Origin of the sequence: Bacillus sp. TSO22, from assembly GCF_020223595.1 — a bacterium.
Lineage (GTDB): Bacteria > Bacillota > Bacilli > Bacillales > Bacillaceae > Bacillus > Bacillus inaquosorum.
Genome location: NZ_JAHAWO010000001.1, coordinates 228,207 through 245,022 on the forward strand (window position 1 = coordinate 228,207; position 16,816 = coordinate 245,022).

18 protein-coding genes are annotated in these 16,816 nt (G+C 46.7%); 12 read left to right on the forward strand and 6 right to left on the reverse strand.

The window, feature by feature from the left end; translation table 11 throughout:
• Window positions 1-75: 75 nt before the first annotated feature.
• From KHQ79_RS01220 to KHQ79_RS01245, 6 genes are all read left to right on the forward strand, one after another.
• Window positions 76-402, forward strand: coding sequence for a PadR family transcriptional regulator (locus KHQ79_RS01220; RefSeq protein ID WP_019259126.1), 327 nt, complete (start codon window positions 76-78; stop codon window positions 400-402).
• Complete coding sequence (locus KHQ79_RS01225; protein ID WP_060399243.1) at window positions 399-953, forward strand: HAAS signaling domain-containing protein; 555 nt, start codon at window positions 399-401, stop codon at window positions 951-953. The genes KHQ79_RS01220 and KHQ79_RS01225 overlap by 4 nt, the downstream gene beginning before the upstream one ends.
• Window positions 950-1,843: a DUF4097 family beta strand repeat-containing protein gene (locus KHQ79_RS01230; RefSeq protein ID WP_225514058.1), complete on the forward strand. Its 894-nt coding sequence runs from the start codon at window positions 950-952 to the stop codon at window positions 1,841-1,843. Before KHQ79_RS01225 ends, KHQ79_RS01230 begins: the two co-directional genes overlap by 4 nt.
• 111 nt (window positions 1,844-1,954) lie before the next feature.
• A complete protein-coding gene (gene cstA / locus KHQ79_RS01235) occupies window positions 1,955-3,751 on the forward strand; it encodes a carbon starvation CstA family protein (RefSeq protein WP_225514059.1) in 1,797 nt (598 codons plus the stop codon).
• Window positions 3,694-3,882 carry a hypothetical protein gene (locus KHQ79_RS01240; protein WP_225514060.1) on the forward strand — a complete coding sequence of 63 codons (189 nt, stop codon included), beginning with the start codon at window positions 3,694-3,696 and terminating at the stop codon, window positions 3,880-3,882. The genes cstA and KHQ79_RS01240 overlap by 58 nt, the downstream gene beginning before the upstream one ends.
• Window positions 3,797-4,165, forward strand: coding sequence for a VOC family protein (locus KHQ79_RS01245; RefSeq protein ID WP_225514259.1), 369 nt, complete (start codon window positions 3,797-3,799; stop codon window positions 4,163-4,165). Before KHQ79_RS01240 ends, KHQ79_RS01245 begins: the two co-directional genes overlap by 86 nt.
• Window positions 4,166-4,201: 36 nt before the next feature.
• Here KHQ79_RS01245 and KHQ79_RS01250 read toward each other — a convergent pair whose 3' ends face one another.
• From KHQ79_RS01250 to sspI, 4 genes are all read right to left on the reverse strand, one after another.
• Window positions 4,202-5,536 (reverse strand): (Fe-S)-binding protein, encoded by a 1,335-nt coding sequence (locus KHQ79_RS01250; RefSeq protein ID WP_225514061.1) that lies wholly within the window; start codon window positions 5,534-5,536, stop codon window positions 4,202-4,204.
• Complete coding sequence (gene glcD / locus KHQ79_RS01255) at window positions 5,533-6,945, reverse strand: glycolate oxidase subunit GlcD (protein WP_225514062.1); 1,413 nt, start codon at window positions 6,943-6,945, stop codon at window positions 5,533-5,535. The genes KHQ79_RS01250 and glcD overlap by 4 nt, the downstream gene beginning before the upstream one ends.
• A 102-nt stretch (window positions 6,946-7,047) precedes the next feature.
• Window positions 7,048-8,154 carry a CdaR family transcriptional regulator gene (locus KHQ79_RS01260; RefSeq protein WP_225514063.1) on the reverse strand — a complete coding sequence of 369 codons (1,107 nt, stop codon included), beginning with the start codon at window positions 8,152-8,154 and terminating at the stop codon, window positions 7,048-7,050.
• Between the two features lie 68 nt (window positions 8,155-8,222).
• Window positions 8,223-8,438, reverse strand: a complete 216-nt coding sequence (sspI, locus tag KHQ79_RS01265; RefSeq protein ID WP_003222464.1) for a small acid-soluble spore protein SspI — start codon at window positions 8,436-8,438, stop codon at window positions 8,223-8,225.
• Between the two features lie 119 nt (window positions 8,439-8,557).
• Between sspI and KHQ79_RS01270 the strand changes: the two genes are divergently transcribed.
• Entirely contained in the window at window positions 8,558-9,304 is a 747-nt protein-coding gene (locus KHQ79_RS01270) for a TrmH family RNA methyltransferase (protein ID WP_003237689.1), read from the forward strand.
• Window positions 9,305-9,370: 66 nt separating this feature from the next.
• Here the strand turns inward: KHQ79_RS01270 and KHQ79_RS01275 are convergent, their stop codons facing one another.
• Window positions 9,371-9,577, reverse strand: coding sequence for a hypothetical protein (locus KHQ79_RS01275; RefSeq protein ID WP_019259117.1), 207 nt, complete (start codon window positions 9,575-9,577; stop codon window positions 9,371-9,373).
• An 80-nt stretch (window positions 9,578-9,657) separates the two neighbouring features.
• Between KHQ79_RS01275 and pheS the strand changes: the two genes are divergently transcribed.
• Together pheS and pheT are read left to right on the forward strand one after the other, a co-directional pair.
• Complete coding sequence (pheS, locus tag KHQ79_RS01280; protein ID WP_003237687.1) at window positions 9,658-10,692, forward strand: phenylalanine--tRNA ligase subunit alpha; 1,035 nt, start codon at window positions 9,658-9,660, stop codon at window positions 10,690-10,692.
• 15 nt (window positions 10,693-10,707) lie between these two features.
• Window positions 10,708-13,122, forward strand: coding sequence for a phenylalanine--tRNA ligase subunit beta (gene pheT, locus KHQ79_RS01285; protein WP_225514064.1), 2,415 nt, complete (start codon window positions 10,708-10,710; stop codon window positions 13,120-13,122).
• Between the two features lie 35 nt (window positions 13,123-13,157).
• Here pheT and rnhC read toward each other — a convergent pair whose 3' ends face one another.
• Window positions 13,158-14,099, reverse strand: coding sequence for a ribonuclease HIII (gene rnhC, locus KHQ79_RS01290; protein WP_060399235.1), 942 nt, complete (start codon window positions 14,097-14,099; stop codon window positions 13,158-13,160).
• 133 nt (window positions 14,100-14,232) lie between these two features.
• On the opposite strand from rnhC, the gene zapA reads away from it, so the two are divergent.
• The 3 genes from zapA to polX all read left to right on the forward strand — a co-directional run bounded on the left by zapA (window position 14,233) and on the right by polX (window position 16,815).
• The gene (gene zapA, locus KHQ79_RS01295) at window positions 14,233-14,490 is read left to right on the forward strand and encodes a cell division protein ZapA (protein WP_003237682.1); all 258 of its coding nucleotides are present in this window, start codon (window positions 14,233-14,235) and stop codon (window positions 14,488-14,490) included.
• 6 nt (window positions 14,491-14,496) lie between these two features.
• Window positions 14,497-15,030, forward strand: coding sequence for a CvpA family protein (locus KHQ79_RS01300; RefSeq protein ID WP_003237680.1), 534 nt, complete (start codon window positions 14,497-14,499; stop codon window positions 15,028-15,030).
• Between the two features lie 72 nt (window positions 15,031-15,102).
• Window positions 15,103-16,815 (forward strand): DNA polymerase/3'-5' exonuclease PolX, encoded by a 1,713-nt coding sequence (gene polX / locus KHQ79_RS01305; protein WP_225514065.1) that lies wholly within the window; start codon window positions 15,103-15,105, stop codon window positions 16,813-16,815.
• The last annotated feature ends 1 nt before the right edge of the window (window position 16,816 follow it).

The following is a 16,816-nucleotide window of genomic DNA, read 5'->3' on the forward strand; positions in this document are numbered from 1 at the left end:
ATGTTCAGTAGTAGATGTTACCATATGGGTAAGTGGTGGAAAATGTAAACAAAATGCCGCAGGGAGGATTTTATGATGAATGCTCAATTTAAAAAGGGAGCATTAGAGCTATGTGTGCTTGTATTAATATCCGAAAAAGACCAATACGGATATGAGCTATCTCAAAACATTTCCAGGTACATGGCGATTGCTGAAGGCACCTTATATCCTCTTCTCAGAAGACTGACGAAAGAAGAGTATTTAGAAACATATATGGCGCCGTCTTCCGAAGGGCCTGCCAGAAAATATTACACGATGTCAAAGCTTGGTTTCATGCGAATGAAACTGCTGCTGGCAGAATGGGATCAGTTCACAGCATCTGTCAATCAAATCATTGATACGGCAAGGGGAGGAGAACGATGAATCAAGAACTGTTTTTGCAGGAGTTGAGTAAAGCGTTAAAGCCGCTTTCAGAAAAAGAGCGGAATGAGGTCTTATTTGATTTTGAAGAACATATTACCGAAGGGATCAAAGAAGGCAGGCCAGAAGCGGACATCATCAGGGAACTCGGCTCCCCAAAACAAATTGCAAAGGAATTGATGCAAGATGTCACGGAAACTGCTTTAGCAGAGCAGCGCCCTAAAAAGAACCTCTTTCACATGGTATGTTCAGCAGCAGCGATAAGCTTCTTAAATATGATTTTCGTGCTGGGACCGGCTATTGGCATTTTAGGAGTGTACGTGGGAGTATGCGGGGCGGCGCTTGCACTTTCTGTGTCACCGATCATTTTTGTCGGCATGGTGATGTTTCAAATGAATACGCACATGATGCTGGAGTTCTTTTTATCACTCGTGTTTGGGAGTCTGGGGCTGCTCCTGTGTATAGGACTGTGGCACTTAGGCAAGCTGCTGTATGGCATGAGTTTACGATATATCAGATATAATCTAAAGCTGGTGACGGGGGCGCAGACATGAAAAAGATCATAATAGGATTGATCGCAGTATTTGCAGTCGGGGTAATCGGAGCTATTATCTCTGCAGCTGCCTCGGATTTTACAATAGATGAGGTGAAAGCTGCCGAAACATATGATGCTTCAGATATTAAAAAAATTAAGGTAACAACGACCTCCATGAATACAGAGGTCAAAAGCGGGCAAACGGATGATATTCAGGTAGCTGCTGAAGGAAAAGCCAGTGATAAAAGCAAAAAGCTGTTCGATGTGAGCCAGGATGGAAAATCATTAAAAATCAATCAAAAAGAACGCGAGAATATTATCTCTTTTATACCGTGGGGCAGCGAAAAGGATATGAAAATCACAATCACTATTCCGGAAAAGAAGTATGATGAGATAACCGTAACGACAACCTCTGGCGATATTCTGATAGAAAATGCGCAAACGGATCAATCAGCTGCTGACTCTACATCAGGAAATATTGAGGTGAAGAATACACGCATCAAAAACGAGCTAACGTTAAAAACAACGAGCGGAGATATTCAAGCTGACCAAAATTCATTCGGCCAAGGTGAGGTAAAGACAACAAGCGGATCAATAAAAAGCAGCGACACATCAGCTAAAAAGGTGAACTATAAGACAACCTCCGGGGATATTAATCTTCTTCAGGATAATCAGAACGAAGAAATCGACATCGTCACTACGAGCGGAAGTGTGTCCGTAGAATATCAGAAAGAACCTGCATCCTTGGCAGTGGATTTTCAGGCTGACTCCGGTGATGCCGCGGTCAATCTCGATCAAATCCTGTATAAAGAAAAATCAGAGCACCGTATTGTAGGTTATGTAGGTGATAGCGGGACATCTAACCATTTAAAAGTTCGTACAACATCTGGAGATATTGAACTAAACTAATTGTCTCAAGCCGGCCCATTCCAGCCGGCTTTTTTGTATAGGAAAAAATGACCGCTTTTCACTATGAAATTATGATATATTTATGAAAAACAGCAAAGGGGATGGGAGAAAATGAATGCGGTTACAATTGTGATAGCGTCAATGTGTATTTTGGCTATCGCCTATCGTTTATACGGAACATTTATGATGGTGAAGGTTCTCAAAGTGAATGATGACAAGCCGACGCCTGCTCACGCGCTTGAGGATGGAAAAGACTATGTGCCTACAAATAAATGGGTTTCGTTCGGCCATCATTTTGCGGCGATCGCAGCGGCCGGGCCGCTGGTCGGACCGATTCTGGCCGCGCAGTTCGGCTATTTGCCGGGATTATTATGGCTGTTAATCGGGGCGGTAATAGGGGGAGCCGTCCATGATATTGTTGTGCTCTTTGCATCGATGCGCAAAAATGGAAAGTCGCTGTCGGAAGTGGCGAAGGATGAGCTCGGCCCTGTTGCCGGATTTTGCACGGGACTGTCCATGCTGTTTATTATCACGATTACGATGGCGGGCCTGTCGATGGTTGTGCTGCACGCGCTTGAACGCAATCCGTGGGGAACGTTTGCGGTAGGGATTACGATTCCGATTGCGATGGGCGTGGGCTTATTTTATAAGAAAACAGGAAATTTAAAGCTCGCGTCAACAATCGGTTTTCTCTTTTTAATGGCAGGAGTCTTTATCGGCCCATGGGTGCAGACTACCGCGCTCGGTGACTTTTTAACGCTAGATACGAAAACGCTTTCAGTGGCGCTTCCTGTTTATGCGTTCTTTGCAGCGGCGCTTCCTGTTTGGCTGCTTCTCGCACCCCGTGATTATTTAAGCAGCTTTATGAAAATCGGTGTTTTTATCGCTTTGATTGCTGGGGTGTTTGTCGTCAATCCCTCCATCCCGTTTCCTGCGTTTACAGAATTCGTAAAAGGCGGAGGGCCGGTGCTGGCAGGGCCCGTCTGGCCATTCATTTCAATAACCATTGCCTGCGGTGCGATCTCGGGATTTCATGCTTTTGTCGGTTCAGGAACGACGCCGAAAATGCTGAATAAGTGGAGTGATATGAAGCCGGTTGCGTTCGGTGCAATGCTTGTCGAGTGTCTTGTCGGTATCATGGCACTGATTGCGGCAACCGCCTTACAGCCTGCTGATTACTTTGCGATTAACAGCACACCTGAGGTTTTCCGTACGCTCGGCATGGATGTCGTACATTTGCCTGAATTGAGCAGGGAAATCGGTTTGGACTTAGAAGGAAGAACAGGGGGAGCCGTCACGCTTGCGGTGGGAATGACTTATATTTTTACCGGAATGCCGTTTTTCAGCCATTTGGCCTCATACTTTTTCCAATTTGTCATTATGTTTGAAGCTGTATTTATTTTAACAGCGATTGACGCCGGCACACGTGTTGCCCGTTATTTGATTCAGGATTTCTTCGGAGAGGTGTATAAGCCGCTGAAGAAAACAGACTGGATTCCGGGATCTGTATTTGCCAGCGCGCTTGCCTGCTTGATGTGGGGTTATTTGCTGTATTCAGGGGATATCGGTTCCATTTGGGCGCTGTTCGGCGTGTCCAATCAGCTGATGGCTTCAGTGGGGCTGATTATCGGAGCGACGATAGTACTGAAAATCGCCGATAAACGCCGTTACATTCTGACCTGCCTTATCCCGCTTGCCTATTTATATGTCACTGTCAATTATGCAGGCTATTGGATGGTGCGCAATGTGTATCTCAATCCTGAAGCAGCAGGATATAGTGTATTGAATGGCGTATTATCGATCATCATGCTGGTATTAGGCTTCATCATTATCGTGGCGGCTGTGAAAAAATGGGCGCAGATGTGGAAAGATCCGAGCTTAAGGATGGAAGCATCTATACCGGGCTAGAAGGACTATTGAAAATGCTGAGGGGGGTTAGCAATGAATCTATCAATGAAATATCTTATTCTATACGTGTCAGACAGCAAGCGGGCTATTCATTTTTACCGGGATATTTTAGGACTGCCGATTCGTGCTGAACACGGCACGTATGTCGAATTTGATACAGGGTCTACGATATTGGCGCTTAATACGCGAGAGAGCGCCAGAGACATCACGGCGCTGGACATTCCGGATACATCTGCTTCAAACACATTTGAAATCGGGTTTGTGACTGAAAATGTAGAAGCAGTCATCAAAAGGGTGAGAGAACAAGGCGTCACGATTATTGGAGAGCCTAAAGTGAAGCCATGGGGGCAGACGGTCGCCTATATTGCAGACCCAGATGGACATTATATTGAAATTTGCAGTCCGATGGAATAACGAACAAGCCCAAAACAATTTCTGTTTTGGGCTTTCTTATGATGTTTTGTGTCCAGATGCTTCCAGCAGCAAATCAGCCAGGTGAACGGCTTTGACTTTACCGCTTAGTCCTTCGCGTTCAATGCCGAGTTTCATCTGCAGCAAACAGCCTGGATTTGCTGTCACAATGACGATCGCTTCGGTTGCTTTGACGGCAGCCATTTTACTGTCCAGTATTTTCATAGACATCTCAGCTTCCACGATGTTATAAATTCCCGCTGATCCGCAGCAGCTGTCCGCTTTATCCATCTCTCTGAATTCGGTTCCCTTGATGCTTTGAAGAAGCTGGCGGGGCTCGAGCGACGTATGCATCACATTTCTTAGATGGCATGAATCTTGATAGGTAATGATCTGCGGCGTCTCGAGTGCTAGGTCCATCTGATGGAAATCGAGCTCAACCAAAACGGACGAAAAATCTTTCAGCTTCTGAACAAACGCAGCAGCCCGTTCCGACCACTCGGGGTCATCCTTCAGCAAATGATCATATTCAGTGAGAAAGGCTCCGCATCCTCCTGCGTTTGTAATGACAGCATCCACGTCTAACGCTTCAAAAGCAGCGATATTTTGTTTCGCGAGCTCCTTGCCTGCGTTTTTTTCACCGCTGTGTCCATGCAGGGCACCGCAGCAAGCCTGTTCAGGCGGAATAACAATGTCACAGCCTGCCAGCTGTAAAAGTTTTAGTGTGGCATTGTTGGTCGGTAAAAACATTGTATCCATTAAGCAGCCCGAAAAAAAGGCAACCCGTTTTTTCATGGGGCCAATTGACGGCAGTAAACGCGGCCGATGCTTCATGTCTTTGCTTTTAGGAACATCAGGAAGAACCGCTTCCATCGTTCGCAAATGCTCAGGCAGGACGCGAAGCATACCGGTTTTACGCACAGCGTTTTGCAGTCCTGACCGCTGATACAAACCGATAAGGCTTACAGCTGAGCGCATGCGGTTTTGATGAGGAAACAGCTCGTGAAAAGCCGCCTTTCGCATGACACGTGCGCCGAGCGAGTGTTTTTTATTTTGGTGGATAATATCTCTGGCTTCCTCAAGCAGCTGTCCGTATTTCACGCCTGACGGGCATACAGGTTCACAGGCGCGGCAGCCGAGGCAAAGTGACAGCGACCGTTCGACATCTTCATCCGGTTCAATCATACCGTCGGCTACGGCTTTCATTAAGGCGATGCGCCCGCGCGGAGAGTGAGTTTCCTGAAATCCCGATTCGATATAGGTCGGGCAGGAAGGAAGACAGAAGCCGCAGCGCATACAATTCAAAAGCTCGCCTTCATCCATGCGCTCTTTAAACTCATTCTGGATCTGTTTCATTTCTTTATCTGTTGTCATCTTTCCGTCACCACACGTTTTCTGGCGTCTTTCGCAAACACTTTGCCGGGATTTAATATGTTACGGGGATCAAATGCCGCTTTCAGCGCTTTCATCGCGGCAATGCCTTCTTTTTTTAGCTTCATTTCCAAGTAAGGCGCTTTCATGGCCCCGACCCCGTGCTCTCCGGTTATCGTCCCGCCAAGTTCAATCGCTTTCTCAAAAATCTCGGCAAAAGCCTGTTCGACACGTTCCATTTCATCCTCATTTCTTATGTCTGTCGTGCATGTCGGGTGAAGGTTCCCGTCTCCCGCATGGCCAAAGGTGCAGATGGAAATATCATATTTAGCAGCAATATCATTAATCGCTTTTACCATATTGGCGATTTCTGAGCGAGGAACGGTCGCATCCTCTAAAATCGTCGTCGGCTTGAGGCGGGCTAGGGCAGAAAGTGCAGAACGCCGGGCTTCAGTCAGGGCAAACGCTTCCTCCTCTGTTTGTGCGGTCTGAACGGAAACGGCGTCGCCTTTTTTGCAAATCGCCTCAATCTTTTCCATATCCCGTGCTACGATTTCAAGCGGTCCGTCTTGCTCAATTAACAGAACCGCCTTTGCGTTTGTCGGAAGGCCGATTCTGGCATAATCCTCAATCACCAAAAGTGTAGGTTGGTCGAGAAATTCAAGCGTGGCGGGTATGATTTTTGCGGCAATGATGTCTGATACCGTTTGAGCAGCGGCGTCGATATTTTCATAAAGGGCAAGCAGCGTCTTCTTTGTTTCCGGCTTTGGAACGAGTTTGACGATTGCCTCTGTCACAATGCCGAGTGTTCCTTCTGAGCCGACAAAAAGACGTGTGAGATCGTATCCGGCCACATCCTTTGCGAGTTTTCCGCCGGTGCGGATGATGTCACCATTTGCGAGCACAACCTCCAGCCCAATAACATAGTCGCGGGTGACGCCGTATTTTAATCCGCGGAGCCCGCCGGAATTTTCATTGATGTTTCCGCCCATGGTTGATATTTTCATAGAACTCGGATCAGGCGGATAAAACAAACCCTTGCTTTCAACCGCGCGGATCATATCCAGCGTAATGACGCCCGGCTGGACTGTGGCGGTCAAATTTTCTTCATCAATCTCAAGAATCCGGTTCATATGCTTAAAGAGAAGAACAAGTCCGCCTTCAGTCGGGCACGTGCCGCCGCACAGGTTTGTCCCTGATCCTCTTGGAACAATCGGCACTTGATGTTCGCTGCAAATCGCTAAAATTCGTGATACTTCATCTGTATTCCTCGGTGCAATCACGGCATCAGGCATAGACTGAAACTGCGGCGTCGCATCATATGAATAGACGAGACGCCCGGCATTGGAGTCATCAAAGTTTTCCGGTCCGACGATTTGTATCAGCTGTTTTTTTAGATCTTTGGTGATCATTTCACCCATCCCCCTGTCAAAAAACGCTTTTAATCTATTGTAAGAGAAAAAAAGCAAAGCCTTCCATGGAGAAACATATAAATAATGAAACTGAAACTCTCTTTATTTTGTATCTTGATCTAAAAAATAGAGTGCAACATACATTGTGACGATGTCCTCAGTGCGGTCAAAACGCAAACCTGTCAGCTGTTCAGCCTTAGACAGACGATAACGCAATGTATTGATGTGTATATGCATGTCTTCAGCGGTTTGTTTCAAAGACAAATCGTGATGAAAGAAAGTCCGTATCGTATTCATAAGCTCCAGACGTTGAAGTGCCTCACGGAATACCCTTTGCGGAAATTCATTACGGGTACCAGGGCTGATCTCAGTCAGGCACATATCAAGCTTCAGATCCTCTTCGAAGATGGGCGTTTTTCGCTTAAGGCTGACAGCCAGCGCTTTTTCCGCTTGCTCGTATGAGTCTGTCAGGCTGGAGCTTGCAACAGCCCTTCCGGCGCCAGCTGCGGCATATCGGCTGTTTGCGGTATGAGCAAACGAACAAATGAGAAGAATCTGCCGTAAAAGCCGATCCCTCTGTTCATGTTTTGGCACTTCGTGATTAATCAGAATCCGTTCATTTCCCCACCTGATGAACAAATCCGAAGGGTACGCTGATTTCCAGATATGTGTCATTTGTTCAATTTCATAGCGTGACCACTCATAGCCTTGAATGAGAATCATTTGGTGCGGGGAGGCAAGGTCAATACCAAGAAGCTGGGCTTTCTCCAGAAAACCGGGTGACCATTCTTTTAATTGCAGCCAATCAATCATAAAGGACTCCAGCATTCTCTCACGCCACTGGGACTGCTCTAAATACCACGATTCCTTAATGAACAGTTCTGTCATTTTCCGAAGCAGCTCCCCGTATGGCTGAATCTCAGCGGGCTCGCCTGTCAGCCCGAAGACGGCGATCACATCACGGTCAGAAAATACAGGGAGATTCAGGCCTGCCTTCACTCCTTTTAATTTCTTTTCATCTTCTTTTGTAATAATGACATTGCGCTTCTCTTTTGCGCAGATGAGCGCTCCCTCATGAAAACGTCCGACCCGCTCATCATTTGTGCTTGCCATAATGAGACCGTCTGTGTTCACAATAATGACTTCACGTTCGTACATTTTTTTGACTTCAGCAATGATTTTTTTCGCTAATAACGGTTGTAAAAACATGGCGATCCCCCTCATCATGTTTTTATTATATAAGAAAAAAACCGGGCGCTGTCACCCGGTTTCATGTCTTATTGGGCGGGTTTTAATCCGCCTTCAAGCGTTTTTAGCATTTCGTTTTTCTCACTCTCGGATGCGTGCTGCCAAATGACTTCGAATAAAACGCCGAGCCCCGGAAGCATTTTTTCTTCACCGCTTTGAATCGCATCCACAATTGTATGTTCAAGCTGCTCCTGATTATTGCCGGTTACATTGGCAATGACGGCATGACGTAAATTAAGATCCATGTAAAAACGCTCCTTTTCCTAAAATGTTATACGTATATTCTAACCCTGCACCTGGTTTATTATGTGCTGTTCTTGCGATATAATAACATCATGTTAAAAAAAGGAGAGCCACACAGACAGTGAAACAAATAGAATCCGCAAAAAACCAAAAAGTGAAGGATTGGAAAAAGCTTCACACGAAAAAAGAACGAACAAAAACGAATACATTTCTGATTGAGGGAGAACATCTTGTTGAAGAGGCGCTCAAGAGCCCGGGCACGGTGAAAGAAATCCTTGTAAAGGATGAAACGAAAATTCCGTCAGAACTTGATGTAAGCATCCAGTGCTACGTGCTGAGTGAAGATGCGTTTTCAGCTGTTACTGAAACTGAAACGCCGCAGCAGATCGCCGCTGTGTGCCATATGCCTGAAGAAAAACTGGCGTCGCCTCAGCGGGTGCTGCTGATTGACGCTGTTCAAGATCCGGGAAACCTCGGCACGATGATTCGGACAGCAGATGCGGCCGGTTTAGATGCGGTTGTGCTCGGTGACGGCACGGCGGACGCCTTTAACGGAAAAACGCTTCGATCCGCACAAGGTTCTCACTTTCATATTCCTGTTGTGAGAAGAAACCTGCATACATATGTGGATGAATTGAAAGCAGAGGGGGTAAAAGTGTACGGCACGGCGCTGCAAAACGGAGCGCCTTACAGGGATATGCCTCAGGCTGAATCCTTTGCGCTCATTGTAGGAAATGAAGGGGCAGGGGTGGATGCCGCCTTGCTGGAAAAAACGGATTTGAACCTGTACGTGCCGCTTTACGGACAGGCTGAATCACTGAACGTTGCGATTGCGGCTGCCATCCTCGTGTATCACTTGCGAGGATAGTGTTGCGCGAAGCGTTGGATTTCTCTATAATAGAACATAATATTTGAAAAACCGTGACAGAGGACCTCAATTTCTGATCAACTGCTTTCCAGGGAGAAAATGCCGCTGACTGAGAGCATTTTTAACGCAGCCGGAAATTGTCTTCACCTCTTGAGTTGTCGCCGGGACCGCGCACACTGCGCGTAAAGGTGAACCGGAATCTGATTCCGTTATGTCAATGAAGCTGACGACAGCATCAGTCTGTCTGAAATAAGGGTGGTACCGCGGCCACAACTCGTCCCTTGTACAAGGGACGGGTTTTTTTTGTTTTCCAAAGACATATAACGGTTTGTTACATAAAAGGAGGATGCAAAATGGAAGAAAAGCTAAAACAGCTGGAACAAGAAGCTTTAGAACAAGTAGAAGCGGCAAGCTCATTAAAGATTGTCAATGATATTCGGGTGCAATATCTCGGAAAAAAAGGGCCGATTACAGAAGTGCTGCGCGGAATGGGCAAACTTTCTGCTGAGGAACGTCCGAAAATGGGCGCGCTCGCGAACGAAGTAAGAGAGCGTATCGCCAATGCGATTGCTATCAAAAACGAGAAGCTTGAAGAAGAAGAAATGAAGCAGAAGCTTGCGGGACAGACAATTGACGTCACGCTGCCGGGGAACCCTGTCGCAGTCGGCGGCCGCCATCCGCTCACAGTTGTCATTGAAGAAATTGAAGATTTATTTATCGGTATGGGCTACACTGTCGAGGAAGGACCTGAGGTTGAAACGGATTACTACAACTTCGAATCGCTCAACCTGCCGAAAGAACACCCTGCGCGCGATATGCAGGACAGCTTTTACATTACAGAGGAAACTCTGATGAGAACGCAAACTTCTCCAGTTCAGACACGGACGATGGAAAAGCACGAAGGCAAAGGGCCGGTTAAAATCATTTGTCCGGGTAAAGTATACCGCCGTGATAACGATGATGCGACGCACTCTCACCAATTTATGCAAATTGAAGGGCTTGTCGTTGACAAAAACATCAGCATGAGTGATTTAAAAGGAACGCTTGAACTCGTTGCGAAAAAAATGTTCGGGGAAGACCGCGAAATCAGACTCCGCCCAAGCTTCTTCCCGTTTACTGAGCCTTCAGTAGAAGTAGACGTGACATGCTTTAAATGCGGAGGAAACGGCTGCTCAGTATGTAAAGGAACAGGCTGGATCGAAATCCTCGGCGCTGGCATGGTTCACCCGAACGTGCTGAGAATGGCTGGCTTTGATCCGAAGGAATATCAGGGCTTCGCATTCGGAATGGGTGTTGAGCGTATCGCGATGCTGAAATATGGCATTGATGATATCCGCCACTTCTATACAAACGATGTCAGATTTATTTCGCAGTTTAAACAGGCGTAAGAGGAGGATGCTAGGATGTTTGTTTCTTATAAATGGTTAGAGGATTATGTTGACATAAAAGGCATGGCCCCGGCTGTTCTTGCTGAGAAAATTACAAGAGCCGGCATTGAGGTTGAAGGAATTGAATACAAAGGGGAAGGCATCAAAGGCGTTGTCATCGGCCACGTGCTGGAGCGCGAGCAGCATCCGAATGCTGATAAGCTGAATAAATGCCTTGTTGATATCGGAGCGGAAGCACCTGTACAAATCATTTGCGGCGCGCCGAATGTGGATAAAGGACAAAAAGTCGCAGTTGCAACAGTCGGAGCGGTGCTGCCGGGCAATTTCAAAATCAAAAAGGCAAAGCTTCGCGGTGAAGAATCAAACGGCATGATCTGTTCTTTACAGGAGCTTGGCATTGAAAGCAAGCTTGTGGCGAAGGAGTATGCGGAAGGCATTTTCGTATTCCCGAATGACGCTGAAACAGGAAACGATGCCTTAGCGGCTTTACAGCTTGACGATGCGATCCTTGAGCTTGGTTTAACGCCAAACCGCGCTGATGCCATGAACATGCTTGGTGTTGCTTACGAGGTTGCGGCAATTTTAGATACAGAGGTAAAACTTCCGCAAACGGATTATCCGGCTGCTTCAGAACAAGCGTCTGATTACATCGCTGTCAAAGTCGAAGATCAAGAAGCGAACCCGCTGTATACTGCAAAAATCATTAAAAACGTCACGATTGCTCCGTCACCGCTTTGGATGCAGACAAAGCTGATGAATGCAGGCATTCGCCCGCACAACAACGTTGTTGACATCACAAACTTTGTCCTGCTGGAATACGGACAGCCGCTTCATGCGTTTGATTATGACAGATTCGGCTCCAAGGAAGTCGTAGTAAGAAAAGCAGCTGAAAATGAAACGATCTTAACCCTTGATGATCAAGAACGTAAGCTGTCTGCCGATCACCTTGTCATTACGAACGGAACGAAAGCGCAAGCCGTTGCCGGTGTCATGGGAGGAGCAGAGTCAGAGGTTCAGGAAGATACGAAAACGATTTTGCTTGAGGCTGCGTACTTCAACGGACAGACGGTTCGCAAGGCTTCCAAAGATCTTGGTTTGAGAAGTGAATCAAGCGTAAGATTTGAAAAAGGCATTGATCCGGCGCGCGTACGTCTTGCGGCTGAACGGGCTGCACAGCTGATCCATCTGTATGCAGGCGGTGAAGTGCTCGCTGGAACTGTTGAGGAAGATCATCTGACAATCGAAGCGAATAACATTCATGTTTCTGCTGACAAAGTGAGCAGCGTCCTCGGCATGACAATCAGCAAAGAAGAACTGATCAGCATTTATAATCGTCTCGGCTTTACTGTCGGTGAAGCAAATGATTTGCTCGTCGTGACAGTTCCATCACGCCGCGGTGACATTACAATCGAAGAGGATTTAATTGAAGAAGCGGCAAGACTGTACGGCTATGATAACATTCCGTCTACGCTTCCTGAGACAGCGGGAACAACAGGCGGATTAACGCCATATCAGGCAAAACGTCGTAAAGTCAGACGTTTTCTTGAAGGCGCAGGCTTGTCACAAGCCATCACTTACTCACTGACAAACGAGAAGAAAGCGGCAGCGTTTGCGATTGAAAAATCACTGAACACTGTGCTTGCGCTTCCGATGAGTGAAGAAAGAAGCATTCTCAGACACAGTCTTGTTCCGAATCTGCTTGACTCCGTTTCTTACAACCTGGCGAGACAGACTGACTCAGTCGCACTGTACGAAGTCGGCTCCGTTTTCCTGAAGAAGGAAGAGGACACAAAACCTGTTGAAACAGAACGCGTGGCAGGAGCTGTTACCGGATTATGGCGCAAGCAGCTGTGGCAGGGCGAGAAAAAAACAGTTGATTTCTTCGTCGCCAAAGGAATTGTAGAAGGGCTGTTAGAAAAACTGAACGTCCTCGACAGCATTGAATTTGTTCAGTCTGAACGCAAACAGCTGCACCCAGGCAGAACAGCGAACATTCTATTGAATGGTTCTCTTATCGGCTTCATCGGCCAAGTCCATCCTTCATTGGAAAAAGAACTGGATATAAAAGAGACATACGTGTTTGAGCTTGATCTTCATGCGTTACTCGCAGCGGAAACAGCACCGCTTGTTTACACGGCGATTCCAAAATATCCGTCTGTGACACGTGATATCGCGCTTGTAACAGATAAATCCGTCACAAGCGGCCAGCTCGAAAGCGTCATTAAAGAGGCTGGCGGAAAGCTTCTGAAAGAAGTATCCGTCTTTGACGTATACGAAGGCGAGCATATGGAGGAAGGCAAAAAGTCAGTTGCTTTCTCACTTCAATATGTAAACCCTGAACAAACCCTGACTGAAGAAGAAGTGACAAAGGCGCACAGCAAAGTGCTGAAGGCGTTAGAAGACAAATATCAGGCCGTTTTAAGAGGCTAATAAAAAAGCTTGCAGATTTATCTGCAAGCTTTTTTCTATGAACGTTTTTTAGCGGCAAGGCGCTGCGCTTTCTGCGTATTGGCAAAATGGAGTTTTGTAAAGGCTCTGAGAGCGGATGCCCCTTTTTTAAGGATCAGCTTGGCAGCCGCCTCATCCACGTGCGGGCCGGCCCCTTTCGGAAGCGTCATTCCTGCCTCACGCGATAGTTTATCCATTTCCATTAAAAACGAATATCTTGCAATGATTGAAGCAGCGGCGACTGACAGGTGAATGCCTTCAGCCTTTGTGCTAAAATAGGTCCGCTCCTTCACAATGTCTCTGCCCTTTAAATGATTGAAGTAGACGCCAGGCTCAGCGAATTGGTCAATCAAAATGGCCTCAGGCTTTACCCCGTCCATTTTTCTTAACAAATGGGTGATGGCCTGATTGTGCAGCAAGGCTTTCATTTTCCCTTGGCTCATGCCTTTTTCCTGCATGCTGTTGTACTTTTCATTCTTTAACACAAGCAGGCTGTACGGAATGGTTTTGATCAGGTTTCGGGCAATCTCAATGATTTGCGGGTCCTTTAAGTCTTTAGAGTCCTTAACACCGAGTTCCTTCATTAAAGGAAGCATGGTTTTGTCGACGTACGCGCATACAACCGTCATCGGACCAAAGTAATCTCCAGTTCCGACCTCGTCAGAGCCGATAACAGACATTCCGGCGATATTTGCCGGAGGAACATAGCGGGGATCAGCCGGCTTTTTGGCCGTTTTCTTCTTTTCCTGCGGCTCTGCTGTTCCCCAGCGCGCGGATTCTGCCGCTGCGTTTTTGCCTTGAAACAAGACCTTGCCGGATTTATATGCTGTAATGGTACAGCCTGGCGGTTTCGCCTGAAAAACGGCTCCCTGCGGAACAGAGGCAGTAAGCGAACCGCTATACGTCATTTTCATTTGGTCAATAGCAGACAACGGTACTTTTATCACAGAATGGGACACGTAATAATCTCCTTTTTTTACACTTTTCACTGTATATACCAGTGTATCATAACAGCGGGAGGCTCGTCTTTCCATTCATTTAATAAACGTGTTATGATAAGAACTAGGATTCTCGCGGAATGGAGGAGAAACGTTGTCTGACGGCAAAAAAACAAAAACAACCGTTGACATTTACGGCCAGCACTTCACGATTGTCGGTGAAGAAAGCAAAGCCCATATGAGGTATGTCGCCGGAATTGTTGATGATAAAATGAGAGAAATCAATGAAAAAAATCCATACCTTGATATAAATAAACTTGCAGTGCTGACAGCGGTAAATGTGGTGCACGATTATGTCAAATTACAAGAGAAATATGAGAAACTGGAGCGTCAGCTTAAAGAAAAGGATTGAACAACTATGCTAGATATCATCATCTTAATCTTGCTCCTGATGGGGACTTTACTGGGATTAAAACGCGGTTTTATTCTGCAGTTTATCCGCTTGACGAGCTTTATTTTATCGATCGCCTTTGCGGCTTTATTCTATAAAAATGTGGCGCCGCATTTAAAGTGGATTCCCGCACCCGATTTTTCAGCGGGACAGCCGGCTCTTTCTTTTTTTACGGGAAATTTGGAAGCAGCCTACTATAATGCGATTGCGTTTATCGTTTTATTTATTATCGCTAAAATCTTACTGAGAATCATAGGCTCATTCTTGAGTATTGTAGCCGGCATTCCGGTGATTAAACAAATCAACCAGGTGCTGGGCGCCGTTCTCGGTTTTCTTGAAGTCTATTTATTTACATTTGTGCTGCTGTATGTTGCATCCGTGCTTCCGGTAGATGCTTTGCAGCAAATGATGGGGCAATCGTCTCTCGCAAATGTGATCATTAACCATACACCGTATTTGTCAGGGCTCCTACAAGAGCTGTGGACACAGTACGGGGCATAAAAAACTTCTCTTGTCCGGAGAAGTTTTTTTCAAGTATGATGGAAACATATGTGAACGTCTGGGGGTTATTGTATGCATAAAAAAGATATTATCCGGCTGCTTGAAACCATTGCAGTCTACATGGAACTCAAAGGGGACAACCCGTTTAAAGTATCCGCCTTCCGAAAAGCAGCGGCAGCCCTGGAACAGGATGACCGCAGTTTATCAGAAATGGACGATATGATGTCGCTGTCCGGCATTGGAAAAGGAACGTACAGCGTCATTAAAGAGTATATAGATGAAGGAAAGTCAAGTACACTCGAATCGCTGCAGAAAGAAGTGCCGGAAGGACTCGTGCCTTTATTGAAGCTGCCGGGCCTCGGCGGCAAAAAAATCGCAAAGCTGTATAAAGAGCTCGGCGTACATGATGCAGAATCTCTGAAGGAAGCCTGTGAACAGCAAAAGGTACAAGGTCTTGCGGGTTTTGGCAAAAAATCAGAAGAAAAAATATTACAGGCGCTCGGGGAAGCCGGAAAACAGCCTGAACGGTTCCCGATCGGCTACGCCCTCCGGATCGCCAGGGACATTGAAGAGCATCTTGCTCAATTTACGGATATCATCAAATTTTCCCGTGCCGGAAGTCTCCGCAGAGCGCGGGAAACGGTGAAGGATCTGGATTATATCATTGCCACAGATCATCCGGCTGAAGTAAGAGAGCAGCTGCTTGCACTGCCAAACATCAAAAGCGTGATCGCGAGCGGAGATACGAAGGTGTCCGTTATCCTTTCCTTTGAATATGAAACAAGCGTTGATTTCCGTCTTGTCACGGAAGAGCAGTTTCCGACAACACTCCATCATTTTACGGGATCAAAGGATCACAACATTAAGATGCGCCAAATCGCGAAAGAACGCGGCGAGCGGATCAGTGAATACGGCGTCGAGACAGTTGAAACCGGAGATATCAAAACATTTCCGAGTGAACGTGAATTTTATGCGCACTTCGGCCTGCCGCTGATTCCGCCGGAGCTCCGTGAAAGCGGGCAAGAAGTGGAAACCTACAGCGACAGCATTGAATTGATAGAGCCCGAGCAAATCAAGGGAGATCTCCACATGCACTCAACGTGGAGCGATGGGGCGTTTTCTATCAGAGAGATGGCTGAAGCATGCATGGAAAAAGGCTATCAATATATGGCGATCACCGATCACTCACAATATTTAAAGGTTGCCAACGGGCTGACTGCAGAAAGGCTCAAGCAGCAGGCAAAAGAAATTGACGCACTGAATGCTGAGTTCGAGAATTTCCGGATCTTGAAAGGCGTCGAGATGGATATTCTGCCTGACGGTACGCTTGATTATGATGACGACGTGCTGGCCGAAATGGATATCGTTATTGCATCGATTCATTCCAGCTTTAATCAGCCAGAACACGTCATTATGAAACGGCTTGAGACGGCACTGACCAACAAGCATGTTGACATTATCGCACACCCGACCGGACGCCTGATCGGCAGACGGGCCGGTTACGAAATCGATATTGATAAGCTGATTGAGCTTGCGAAGAAAACAAATACGGCGCTTGAACTCAACGCCAACCCTGCGCGCCTCGATTTGCGCACAGAACATTTAATCAAAGCAAACGAACAAGGGGTCACATTGGTCATTAATACCGATGCCCATAATATTGAGATGTTAGACGATATGAAAACCGGCGTTACTGCCGCGCGCAAAGGATGGACGGAAACGAAAAACGTTCTGAATGCCCGGTCGCTTAAAGACGTAGAGGCATTCCTGAAGCGCAACGATTAAG

Bases quoted from the DNA above. Each gene is read 5' to 3' on its own strand.
- pheT (WP_225514064.1), top strand. From the start codon at position 10,708: ATGTTTGTTTCTTATAAATGGTTAGAGGATTATGTTGACATAAAAGGC.
- KHQ79_RS01245 (WP_225514259.1), top strand. From the start codon at position 3,797: ATGAAATATCTTATTCTATACGTGTCAGACAGCAAGCGGGCTATTCAT.
- KHQ79_RS01220 (WP_019259126.1), top strand. From the start codon at position 76: ATGAATGCTCAATTTAAAAAGGGAGCATTAGAGCTATGTGTGCTTGTA.
- KHQ79_RS01260 (WP_225514063.1), bottom strand. From the start codon at position 8,154: ATGTTTTTACAACCGTTATTAGCGAAAAAAATCATTGCTGAAGTCAAA.
- KHQ79_RS01250 (WP_225514061.1), bottom strand. From the start codon at position 5,536: ATGACAACAGATAAAGAAATGAAACAGATCCAGAATGAGTTTAAAGAG.
- KHQ79_RS01240 (WP_225514060.1), top strand. From the start codon at position 3,694: ATGGGCGCAGATGTGGAAAGATCCGAGCTTAAGGATGGAAGCATCTAT.
- pheS (WP_003237687.1), top strand. From the start codon at position 9,658: ATGGAAGAAAAGCTAAAACAGCTGGAACAAGAAGCTTTAGAACAAGTA.
- sspI (WP_003222464.1), bottom strand. From the start codon at position 8,438: ATGGATCTTAATTTACGTCATGCCGTCATTGCCAATGTAACCGGCAAT.
- polX (WP_225514065.1), top strand. From the start codon at position 15,103: ATGCATAAAAAAGATATTATCCGGCTGCTTGAAACCATTGCAGTCTAC.
- cstA (WP_225514059.1), top strand. From the start codon at position 1,955: ATGAATGCGGTTACAATTGTGATAGCGTCAATGTGTATTTTGGCTATC.
- KHQ79_RS01230 (WP_225514058.1), top strand. From the start codon at position 950: ATGAAAAAGATCATAATAGGATTGATCGCAGTATTTGCAGTCGGGGTA.
- KHQ79_RS01225 (WP_060399243.1), top strand. From the start codon at position 399: ATGAATCAAGAACTGTTTTTGCAGGAGTTGAGTAAAGCGTTAAAGCCG.
- glcD (WP_225514062.1), bottom strand. From the start codon at position 6,945: ATGATCACCAAAGATCTAAAAAAACAGCTGATACAAATCGTCGGACCG.
- KHQ79_RS01300 (WP_003237680.1), top strand. From the start codon at position 14,497: ATGCTAGATATCATCATCTTAATCTTGCTCCTGATGGGGACTTTACTG.